Source organism: Novosphingobium sp., from assembly GCF_049240505.1.
GTDB lineage: Bacteria > Pseudomonadota > Alphaproteobacteria > Sphingomonadales > Sphingomonadaceae > Novosphingobium.
Genome location: NZ_JBMLSM010000128.1, coordinates 4,456 through 11,896, shown reverse-complemented (window position 1 = coordinate 11,896; position 7,441 = coordinate 4,456). Strand labels below are relative to the sequence as shown.

At 59.5% G+C, this 7,441-nt stretch carries 5 protein-coding genes and 1 pseudogene; 3 read left to right on the top strand and 3 right to left on the bottom strand.

Annotated elements, in window-relative coordinates:
• On the bottom strand, positions 1-572 hold a 572-nt coding region (locus tag ACOVQ0_RS11045), incomplete at its 3' end, for a fibronectin type III domain-containing protein (RefSeq protein WP_421884267.1).
• A 240-nt stretch (positions 573-812) separates the two neighbouring features.
• Between ACOVQ0_RS11045 and ACOVQ0_RS11040 the strand changes: the two genes are divergently transcribed.
• Positions 813-3,638 carry a TonB-dependent receptor gene (locus ACOVQ0_RS11040; protein WP_421884264.1) on the top strand — a complete coding sequence of 942 codons (2,826 nt, stop codon included), beginning with the start codon at positions 813-815 and terminating at the stop codon, positions 3,636-3,638.
• Between the two features lie 281 nt (positions 3,639-3,919).
• Here the strand turns inward: ACOVQ0_RS11040 and ACOVQ0_RS11035 are convergent, their stop codons facing one another.
• Positions 3,920-4,441: a type II toxin-antitoxin system HipA family toxin gene (locus tag ACOVQ0_RS11035; protein ID WP_421884261.1), complete on the bottom strand. Its 522-nt coding sequence runs from the start codon at positions 4,439-4,441 to the stop codon at positions 3,920-3,922.
• A gap of 44 nt (positions 4,442-4,485) precedes the next feature.
• On the opposite strand from ACOVQ0_RS11035, the pseudogene ACOVQ0_RS11030 reads away from it, so the two are divergent.
• A pseudogene (locus ACOVQ0_RS11030) lies at positions 4,486-5,073 on the top strand (LysR substrate-binding domain-containing protein).
• Positions 5,074-5,394: 321 nt separating this feature from the next.
• Complete coding sequence (locus ACOVQ0_RS11025; protein WP_421884259.1) at positions 5,395-6,042, top strand: hypothetical protein; 648 nt, start codon at positions 5,395-5,397, stop codon at positions 6,040-6,042.
• A gap of 19 nt (positions 6,043-6,061) precedes the next feature.
• On the opposite strand, the gene ACOVQ0_RS11020 is transcribed toward ACOVQ0_RS11025, so the two are convergent.
• The coding region (locus ACOVQ0_RS11020; protein WP_421884257.1) for a hypothetical protein at positions 6,062-7,441 on the bottom strand (1,380 nt) is incomplete at its 5' end.

Genomic DNA, 7,441 nt, shown 5'->3' with positions numbered 1-7,441 from the left:
TCGCGGCTTGCCACGAGATCGCCGGCATGGAGCATCAGCGCAGGATTTGCCGTTTGCAGCAGCGCCCGCCGCCAAACCAGCGAGCCGACATCGAGAATGCGGTTCTGGGTGTCGCCCATGTAGATCAGCGTAAAGGGCGCGGTCCCGGCCTTGGCGGTGCGGAACTGGTGCCATTCGGAGAAGCCGGCAGAGCCCTGCACGCGGTAAGCGTAGGCAGTATCGGGTTTGAGGCCGGTGAAGCGGATCTTGTGATAGCGCGCCGCGCCGTTTTCGCTGGTGGTCGCGACGTTGCTGCCTATGTGGCCCGCCGACCTTTCGCTAAAACCGGGGGTGGGGACAAGCTCGACAAGTTCAGCCACAGTCTGGGTTGCCGCAATATCCGTCCGCCAGGAGACCAGCATTTCGGTAGTTGGGTTGGCGCCAGGTGAAAGCACGATGCGATCGGGCAGGCCTGTTGCGGAATAGGGCGTGCCGGGAGCGGCGGGAGCAGGCCCGCCGCGCAGGTCGATTACCGGCTCGTCCAGCGCCGCAGCCGGGCCAGCCGCGCAGACTAAGGCAGCAGAAAGCAGCAAAGATGTACGCCACGACAATGTGCTGCACCCTCAATCAATAATCCCGATTGACGCGGTAAATGCAATGATGGACCGCACAATGCAAAATGTTTTTTGTATTTTGCATTGTTACAAATATGTTACACGCACCGAATTTTGGATGTATTGAAAGTTTCATTATTTCGTCAATAAATGGTCATGAGGCCCATCTATCGGCGCCCCTACGTATTCATGCAATAGGGGGCTCCATTGCGCAAAACCATGTATTCCGTCGCCCGCCTTTCACCCAAGGCGCTGATGCTTTCTGCGGCTGCCTTCATTCCGCAGACGGCTTCCGCTGACGATGTCACCGCTGAGGGCCTCACGGCAGAAGAAGTTGCCCCGCCAGTCGAAGGTGAAGATATCGTCGTCGATGGTACGCGCCCAATTGCCGAATCCGAAGCCGCCGCATTGCAGATCCAGCGCCAGTCGGACAATCTGGTGAGCGTCCTTTCGGCAGACTCGGCTGGCCGCCTGCCCGACCAGAACATCGCCCAGGCCACCGGCCGCCTGCCCGGCCTCGCGGTGGAACGTGATCAGGGCCAGGCGCGCTACATTTCGATCCGCGGCGCGCCAAATTACTGGACCACGCTGAGCTTCGACGGGATCAACATCGTCAGCCCCGAAGGCCGCGACGCGCGCTTCGATTCGATCCCGTCCGCGATTGCCTCGCAGGTCATCGTTTCCAAGGCGGTGACCCCCGACATGCCGGGCGAAACCGTTGCTGGTAACGTCAACATCATCACCCGTTCAGCCTTCGACTATCCGGGCCTGCGCGCTTTCGGGAAGGCCGGGGCCGGGATCGCGGAACTGGGCGACCGCAGGGAATATGAAGCCAACCTTGTCCTGTCGGACCGCTTCGATGCGGGCGGGCTGGGCGAAATCGGCGTGTTGGTGTCGGGCAGCTATTACGAACGCAACATGATCACCGACAATTTCGAGATCGATTGGGAACGCGTTTCGCAGGACACACGCCCGCTTGCCGCAACCCGGTTCTGGGCGCGCGAAACCGAAAACAAGCTCTACCGCCTGACCCGCAAGAATTGGTCGGGATCGGGTCGGATCGACTGGCGCCCGAATGGGGACAACCAGATTTCGCTGCGTTCGGTCTATACCATCTTCACCGATGATGAAGCGCGCGACAATTATATCTTCGACCTCGATGATCGTCAGGGCGATCTGGTCGCCAGCACTGCCGATTGCCCGGCTGTGGTCAACACTGCGCCGACCACCACCGGCTATGCCGATATCTGTATCGGCAACACGCCGCTGACTGGCACGGTCTACGGGATCGACATCAACCAGCGATCAACCTTGCGCGCCTTCCGCCAATCGATTTTCACCAACACCATCGAAGGCAAGCACACCTTCGGCGACAGCGGGCTGCGGCTTGAATGGCTCGGCAACTTCACCCGTTCACGCGATGACCGTTCGGTGGTGGGTGAGGCACGCTGGAACAGCCCGTCTGCCCGCGCCGACCGCCCGACGGTGGCCTATGACTTCACCAATCCGCAGCTGGCCCGCGTGCAGTTGTTCCGTACGGTGCAACTCTCCGGTCCGACGCGTTTCCAGGCGGGTGCTCCGGTGACTGCGATCGACACCTTCAGCAAGCCGCTTGGCCAGTTGCGTGTCGCCGATCTGGTTGACGATACCGATGCCTACACGGGCCGGGCCATTGTCGTCTACGACACCGGCTTCCTTGGCGCAGATGCGACATTCAAGGTGGGCTTCCAGTACGACCAGCGCACCAAGGAATCGGTGAACTTCGAAATCCTGCGCAGCACCGCTGCGGATTTCACCACCATCGGCATCCCTACCGACTTCAACCAGTTCGCACTCGATATCCCGTTTCAGGGCAAAGTGCCGCTGGGCTATACATTCCGCTATTTCGACACCGCGAAAATGGAAGCCGCCTCGGCCGCGGCGCGAGCCAACTTTGCCCGTACACGCCTGACCGATGAAGATTACCGGGTGCGCGAGACGATCCTGGCCGGCTTCGTAATGGGCACGCTCAGGTATGATTGGGGCAGCATCCTCGGCGGTGTGCGCGTAGAGAAGGTGGAGAACACCGGCACTGCCAACATTCCAGGCACTGCCACGGTGATAAACGCGCAAAGCGACAGCACCCTGTTTTTCCCAAGCCTGCACGTGAACTATAACGTTTCGCCCAACGGCAAATTCCGCATCGGCTACACCACCGGGGCGGCCCGGGCAGATTATGATCTGCTGCGCCCCAACGTCCAGATCAACGATGCCAACGAAACGATTTCGGGCGGTAACCCGGCGATCAAACCCGAACGGTCTTGGGGCCTCGACAGCTACCTGGAATGGTACATCGCGCCGCAGGGCTTCATGTCGATCGGCATCTTTTACCGCGATGTGCGCGACGTGCTCTACACCGACCGGCGCACCTTCGGGTCGAGCGTACTGAACTTCGGTGGGCTCGACCGGTCGGACTATATCTTCACCGGTCTAGCCAACGCGGGCGAGGGACGGATCATCGGGCTTGAAATGGCGGCCCAGCTCCAGCTCGATCCATGGACCGATGATCTCGGCGTGCCGGAATGGGTGGGCGGCTTCGGCATCACCGCCAACCTCACACTAAATGACAGCGAGGTGACCAAGCCCGCATTCCTCAGCAACTCCGGCGCGGTGATCGTACCGCAGCGTAGTGTACGCCTGCCGGGCACGTCGGATTATGTCGCCAATATCGGCGCCTATTACGAAAAGTACGGCTTCTCGGCCCGGCTCCAGTACCAGAAGCGGAGCGCCTGGCTGGACGGGATCGCCAATGATCTGACTGACGCGGGCGATACCTACTGGGCGGCGGATGACGAGATGGATTTCTCGATGCGTTATGCCTTCAACCGCAATTTCGAAGTCTATTTCGATGCCTCGAACCTGCTCGATCAGCCCGGCCGTCGTTTTTCGGAGCCTGGCAACCTGCTGACCGCGACCGGCACACCCACCCCTTTCACGGAAAACCTCACGATCGAATGGGAGCGCTTCGGCCGCCGTTTTTCGGGCGGAGTCCGGATCACGTTCTGATCGCCGACTGACGCGCAGCGAAAAAGGCCTCGGCCGACACCACTCCGTCGGTTACTTACGTCGCAGCCTTGCAATCGGCATTTAATGCCGATTCCAGGGCTGCACACACATGAGATCGGTCGCGTTCCTATAACGGATGCCAAATATGCCATCACAGCAACTATGCTGTTGGTTCTTCAGTTTTACATTGACGAGGCCGAGTTGGTTCAGACTGCAAGGCGCTTTCTGTGCTTGTCAATTTCTGCAATGACCTCGTCCGTTAAGGGAAGATGCGTCTTTTCCTATTCCCAGAGCACGTCAAACCGCTCGACGGTTTCCTTTGCCGTCGAGATTATGAGGCGCGAGGGCAACCGAGCCTTGTCCGCGATCGTCTCCATTTCGCGGTAGGTGAAGGGCTCCCATTCACGTGAGCGGTCGAATTTGAGGGCGGATTCCTCCTCAGGAATGTAGGCGATGGTCAAGAGAAGATCGTATGCCGGCGCAAGGAACGGTCGGCACTGATCGGGATAGATCAGAGACCAGTTCTTCAGATGCATATCACCATTGCCGATCAGCACGGAGTAGGTGAGACGGCGGACGAACTCGACCACGCTTGCCTCATCGGCTTCGATCGCGAGGACCGACAGCATCTGGCGGTAGCTCGCGTTCTCGTATTTGTCGTCGGCGTAGACCCCAAAAACTTGCGCGAAGTCTTCAATGTGCACAGGTCCAGCAACGGTACGATCAAAGCGACGTATGGCATAGGCCGACGCCCCATATCGGGTGATCCCATCGGGCAATCCGTCGATCGCTTCGAGCGGCACAGTATCTCGCCCAACGCCGACTGCGGATTTCCGAAGTTGCAGAGATGCTCGGCTACAGCTCGATCGGCGCCTTACCCGATGGCACTCGAGCGCTTTCGGGATGCCCCAGCGTCAAGCGCGACCTTGTCGACATTGTTGCCCGAGGATTCAATTTCGGGATCCGCAGCGAAAACCTCGTGCCCAGCGACATGATCGCCATGCCGTTGGGGCCGGCGCGCCGCCATGCCGTGGTCGCAGCACCGGCCTATCTGGCGGAGCGCGGTGTGCCGCGCGTTCCGGCGGACCTTGCCGCGCATAGCTGCATCCGCATGCGGCTGCCCAGCGGCGCGCTCTTGCGATGGCCGTTCGAGGCGGAAGGGCGGCCGCTGATGGTCGATGTCGATGGACCGCTGACGCTGGACTAGGCCAGTCTAGCGCGGATCGCGGTGCTGACCTCGGTCGGAATCGGCTTTTTCAGCGAGTTAGACGTGCGCGATGACATTGCCGCCGGCAGGCTGGTTCAGTTGCTGCCGGAATGGACGCCCCAGCTGGCATCGCTGTGCCTCTACTACCCCAGCCGCCGCGATCCGCCCGCCGCGTTCCGGGCGTTCGTCGCACTTGCGCGCGAACGGGCGCGCGGGCGCGCTGCCTGAACGGCACAGGCCCGGCCAATTTTGCGGCTGACCAGGCCTGTTCCTTCTTTGGTAGGTGTCAGGCTTGGGTCGTCACCTCGAGTCGGACTTTGATATTCCCCCGCACCGCGTGGGAGTAAGGACCGACGGTGTCGGCCTCGGCCACCAGGGCTTCGGCATCTTGCTTAAATCAATGTCGCCGTATCGATAAGCCCGAGAACGAGCAGCGGATTGAGGCTGGCCTGTAGCCGGTCACCCGATGCTCTGCTTGAACTGAGAAGCACGGCCGGAAAAAGGGGTAGCTTGCAATTGCATGTGGCCCAGATGTGACATCGCAGCCGCATGGCTGACGACAAGAACACATCGACCATCGAAAATCTTCGCAAGATCGCGGCGAGCGCAGCTAACGCCGAAGCTTCCGAGATTGCTGAATTGGCAGACCTCAGGCACGCCGACCGGGCAGGCCAAAACCTACGGACCAAACGCCAAAAGGAGGATCACAAGAAGTACAAGCTTGGCGGTATGCTCGTGGGCCTTGGGTTCGGAGAGATCGATGCAGTTGCCTTCGTGGGACTGCTCCGCAATGCGAGTACCTTTGGCGAATGGCTCGCCTTCTGCGCGAAAAGCAAGGGCACAGATGACGTCGCTACGTTGATCCACTTCTTCTTGAGTAAGCCTGGTGTCCTGCAGTGGCTCAAGGAATGGGGCCACGACGCCGAGTATCGCTCGCGCGCCGTTCAGTATCGGGCGTCGGTGAAGGGCTTTGATGAGCATGACGCCACTTCTGCAAAGTGTTGGCGCGCCAATAGCGTCACAGAGCATCAGAAAGCGATAGCGCGGCATATCTGTAAGGTTGATGGCATCGCGATGCCGTCGTTCCGCAACCGCGGAGCCGCGTACGATTGGATAAAGGACCATGGCGGCGACACCCGCTACAGCAGGGATCGCCCGCTGCCTCCTACGTGGGAAGAATGGAAGCATCGGTCCTGATCCAGAGACGATGGCGTCTTTAAACCGAATTGCATCGCGGCAGCGCCCACCGGTAACGGACAGATTGGTCGACGACATCCATGAGCGATTGTTGGCCCTCTCGGTCGACGAGGTTGTCGAACTGTCCGGAATGATCGCGAGCCACGTGGATCAGGCTCCCCAACATCTTCCGGTCAGTTTTCGATATGCGGCAGGCAGGCGGCGCTTTATCCGAAGCCGGCGGCGGGTTGATTTTATCGGGATCGAAGTCGCCCACGCTACAGCGAAGGTAGAGGCTGATCGTATGAGCCCGCTCAAAAGACGCTTTGCAGATGTCGGACAGCCTCAATTCGCTTAATCCGATTGGGTTCCTGCCGCTCAGGTTGTAAGTCACCCTCGCCTTACGCGTGCGCTCAGCCTGCTCAAAGCGCAAAGCTGCAGCCAGCAGGGCTATCGCAAGAGGAATATCTTCAAGAAAAATATCAACGGCCCGGGTCGGAGATTTCGCGTCGATCACCTGCAGTAGGCGCTGAATGCCAAGAGCCGCTTTGGCAAAGAATGGGTGAGATAACGTATCGTAAAAAAGCGCCGCGCCCTGCATTGATCGCTTGCTCTCGATTTCCTTGATGAGCTTCTCCAAGCTTGATTGCTCACCCTTGTCTATGATTAGCACGTCTTCCTTTGAGCTAGAGCGCCGTACTCCAAGATCAAATTTGAGATAATGGGAGAATACCTCGCGGATCACGGCCCAGGATTGGCGGACTTTCGCGGTAAGGATGATGGGCGAAAGCCCGTTTCGATATTTCTGGCGCCAGAACGCAACGTTCCACTGCAGATCGAAGCAGCACCAGATGGCTTCAGCCCACTCGAATGCAGCGTGTATGGTCGCGACATCTGGTTTTGTTGCCGCTGCAGATCCGAAGCCGTTATGTCCGCTTGTCTTCCTGCCTCGGATCAAGGCAGCTGCACCGCCAAGATCGCCGCGGAGCAAGGCGAGTGCGGCGTCCTCCTCGATCTGAGCAAGCCCGATGATTGCCTTGGCGAACTTCTTCGGAGCTGATTCGTCCTTTCCGATCGTGGCGACGTAATACTGATAGTGCCCCTGCGCTTTCTCCTCTACCGCCATTCTCCCGGTTTGGGAGTCCGCGGCCAACGACATGGCCATGCCCGGCGACCAGCAAATCAACTGCCTCGCAAAGGACTCGATTTCTCTCTCCGCCTGTTCACGATCCGTGCGGACAAGAGCCAACAGCCAGGCACAGTGCTCTGGCGGGGCACGAAGGCCCCGTTTCATCATCACGTCGTATGGAAACTTGGACAGATCTTCTGCGCGAAATACCGCCCGCTCCACTTCTTCGATCGAGCAGCCTGCAAACGTGAAGAGCGAGATGACCTTGGCCAAGGCCAAAGCTGAGCTCCC